The sequence below is a fragment of the Microcystis sp. M49636_WE2 genome, from assembly GCF_030065375.1.
GTDB classification, from domain to species: domain Bacteria; phylum Cyanobacteriota; class Cyanobacteriia; order Cyanobacteriales; family Microcystaceae; genus Microcystis; species Microcystis aeruginosa_C.
Map to the genome: position 1 here is coordinate 1 of NZ_JASJFG010000172.1, position 3732 is coordinate 3732.

The window sequence follows — 3732 nt, forward strand, 5'->3', positions numbered from 1 at the left end:
AGGAACCGAGAATCGCTTCTAATTGGATAACTTGGGCAATATAGGCAAGAATAAAAGCGAAAATCAGGGAAACTAAGAGCAATTGTCCCCTAGTTTTCATGCTATTAACTAATTGAACGTAAAAGGGGCTTAAAAAACGACCGATCAGGATCGCCCCGATTACAAAAGCGCTAGAACTAATAACTAAATAAATTACTTTGCTAATTTGCACTTCTCCAGTCTTCACCAAAGAAGCAACGACAGCGAGGACGATAATACCGAGAATATCATCGAGAACCGCTGCCCCGATGATAATTTGACCTTCTTTCGCCGATAACTGCCCTATTTCTGCTAAAACCTTGGCGGTAATGCCGATACTGGTAGCGGTTAGGGCTGCCCCGGCAAAAATAGCGGGAATGGTGGCCAGATGAAAGATATAGATTAAACCCAAAGTACCCACCAAAAAGGGAACCGCAACCCCTACCACTGCGACAGCAGCTGCCTGTGGACCGACGCGAATTAATTCCTGTAAGTCTGACTCTAAACCAATCTCGAACAGCAGGATAATTACCCCCAATTCCGAGAGGACGGAAATCACCTCACTAGCAGCACTAAAAACGGCGGGAGATTGCTGCGGGGTGAGGGGTGAAGTGGATTCTAGGAAATGAATTAGGAGAGAATCCTCGAATCCCGCCCCTCCTTCTGGAAAAACCAGTAATTTTAGGGCAGAAACCCCGATAATCACCCCACCGACTAATTCTCCTAACACGGGAGGCAAGTTGAATCGGACGCATATTTCCCCCCCCAGTTTACAGGCGAAATAAATAACGGTCAAACTCAGCAGCACGCAGGCTAAAACTAAGGCACTATCGGCAGTCTCGGCCGTAGCTGCCGAGGCTAACAGGGGAATGTTAAAACTCCAAGCGGAAGAAAGGAAAGGCTGTAGTATCATCGCTCGCTCAAAATTACTCCCAATAGTTAGTAAAAGTATAGTCAAATATATGCAGACTGAATTCCATTTCAGAAATTCCCTTCACTTTTACTTCAAGAGATTGATTCTCCTTGGGTGAACTACGCACATCTCTATCCCATAGCGGTTAAACGCATTTGGGAATGCTTTTCGCAAAATGTTGTAGGAACCCATGACATCAGATTGAACCAGAATCCCCATAAATTTCCTAGTGAAGAAAGGCACTCTTGCAAGAGGCCCGGTGAGGCTAGTTTTTTGATTCTAGGGATTTTTCCTTTTCTCCTAATTCCCAGTAATTGAGCAGGATAGCATTAACTGTATTACCGATCACATTTAACACGGTTTTAAAGCCATCGGTCAAGCGATCGACCCCCGCTACTAAAGCCACTCCCTCTAAGGGTAAACCCGCCGCCGATAATACGGTAGTCATGGTAATTAATGCGCTGCCGGGGACCCCCGGGGTACTAAAAGAAACCAATAAACCACTCAATGCGATCGCTAATAACAAAGAGGGACTTAAAGGAACTCCGTAAACCTGAGCGATAAAAAGAGCATTAAATCCCTGTAAAATTGCCGAACCATCGCGTTTTAGTACCGTTCCCAAGGGAATAGCGAAACTGGCGATATCTTCAGGTAAACCGTATTCTTGAATTTCCCGCAAAACCACAGGTAAAGCGGCGTTAGAACTAGCAGTACCGAAAGATAAGGATAAAGACTCCGATAAAGAGCTAAAAAAGCGTCGAGGTTCTCCTTTGAGGGCAAAAAGGAGCAAAACATACACCCCAATCATCAAGGCGCTGGCCAAAAACAGACCAAAAACATAGAAAAAAAGTCTCGCCACTAATTCTAATCCCTGGGTGGCGATAACCGAAGCAATCAGAGCAAATACCCCCACAGGCGCTAGATAGAGAATCACCGATAGGATTCTCTCGCTGATTAGATAAAGACTGTCTATCAAGAGAATAAAAGGTTTTGCCCCCTCTTTGGCCAGTCCGATGCCGATACTAAATAAAACTCCCGTCACGATTACCTGTAAAAGATTGCCCCCGGTAAGAGCTTCTAGGGGATTAACCGGAATTAAGCTAATCAGCCAATCTCTCAAGGATACTGGTGTATTGGTGGTCATGGCGGCATTAGTGGCAAATCCCTCTAAACCTATCCCCGGTTTTAATAGCAACGCCGTGGCCATGCCGATTAACAGAGCAAGTGTACTGGTTAGCAGATAGCCAGTCATCAATCTGAGTAAATATCTACCGATCCGCGCAGCATTCTGTACCCGGGTTAATCCTAAAATAAGGGAAGAAAAAACGATCGGAACCACCACAAATTGAATTAAGCGCAGAAAAACCTCTCCCACCGGCGCGAGAATATAGTCATCTAAAGGTAGGATTAGCGCGGGAAAAAAACCATTCAGCAGCGCACCGAAAACAATTCCCGCACCGAGGGCGACTAAGATCAGGTTAGATAAATTCATGGCGTTAAGTTGAGAATTCCGAGACTAATTTGGGGCAGTGTAGCACTAGGCTAATCTTATCGAACCCTTCTGTCATTTTTTGCCAGAAAAGGGAGAGATGAGCCAATAAAAGCCCATCTCTCGGTAATTTATCCCTATACTTTAGTGACAGCCAAGAAGACTTTACTTGTTACCATTACCCTGCATGGCTAAAACCGCATCGCGCAGTTTATCTGGCACTTCTTGCAGGTGATCCTCATCCCACTGGAAGAAACCGACACCCATAGTCAAAGAACGCAATTCAACGATAAAATCCTGCATTTCCGCTTGGGGGAGATAGGTTGTTATCTGATCCCAACCTTTCCACTCCTCAGAAGCTTCAAAACCCTGAATTTGACCGCGTTTACCACTGATTAACTGTAAAACCTTGGCGGTGTATTCTGAGGGAGCGAGAACCGTCACCGATAGAATGGGTTCTAATAAGACCGGATGACATTTAGGCAGTCCCTCCGTCATCGCTAGACGGGCCGCTTGTTTAAAAGCTTGTTCGGAACTATCGACACTGTGATAGGAACCATCGGTGAGGGTGACATCAATATCCACCACGGGGAAACCCAAAGGACCATGACCGAGATATTCCCGCACTCCCGTTTCCACCCCGGGGATATACTGTTTGGGGACGACACCACCGACAATGCTTTCATGGAAGTGGAAACCTTCCCCCCGGGCCAGGGGTTTAATATCGAGATACACATCACCAAAAGCACCGTGGCCGCCGGTTTGGTGTTTATAACGTCCGTGGGATTTGGTGCTGGTTTTGATCGTTTCCTTGTAGGGAACTTGGGGTAAATGGGTGGTCATCGGTAGATTATACTTGCGTGCTAGGCGATCGAGGGCCACTTGTAGATGAATTTCTCCCTGTCCCCAGAGAATCACTTCTTTAGTGTCGCCGTGTTGTTCCCAGTAGAGGGAGGGATCTTCTTCGATCAGTTTTGTCAAAGCTGAACTTAATTTAACTTCATCCTTGCGATTGACGGCGGCAATAGCGAGAGCAAAGACGGGTTTAAGCTGTAATCCTTTGGGAAGGTCGGGTTTTTGACTGCCGCTGCTCACCACGTCTCCGGTGGCGATTCCCTCCAAACGACCGAGAGCGACAATTTCCCCCGCTTGGGCCTGCTGTAAGGGTTGTTGTTGTTGTCCCATGAGACGATAGATACCACCAATCCGCACACCGTTTAAGGCCATGCCATCGTTAAGGGTTCCCTGCCAGATTCGCCCTAGGGAGAGGCGACCGCCCTGGGGAGTAAAATAGGTTTTGAGGATTTGTACC

At 46.7% G+C, this 3732-nt stretch carries 3 protein-coding genes; all 3 read right to left on the reverse strand.

Features of this window, described 5'->3' with window-relative positions:
* Positions 1 to 931, reverse strand: a 931-nt coding sequence (locus PX484_RS03950) for a cation:proton antiporter (protein WP_288102927.1), incomplete at its 3' end; no start/stop codon positions are given.
* 265 nt (positions 932 to 1196) lie between these two features.
* Complete coding sequence (locus tag PX484_RS03955; protein WP_002800380.1) at positions 1197 to 2423, reverse strand: dicarboxylate/amino acid:cation symporter; 1227 nt, start codon at positions 2421 to 2423, stop codon at positions 1197 to 1199.
* A gap of 162 nt (positions 2424 to 2585) precedes the next feature.
* On the reverse strand, positions 2586 to 3732 hold a 1147-nt coding region (locus PX484_RS03960), incomplete at its 5' end, for an elongation factor G (protein WP_288102928.1).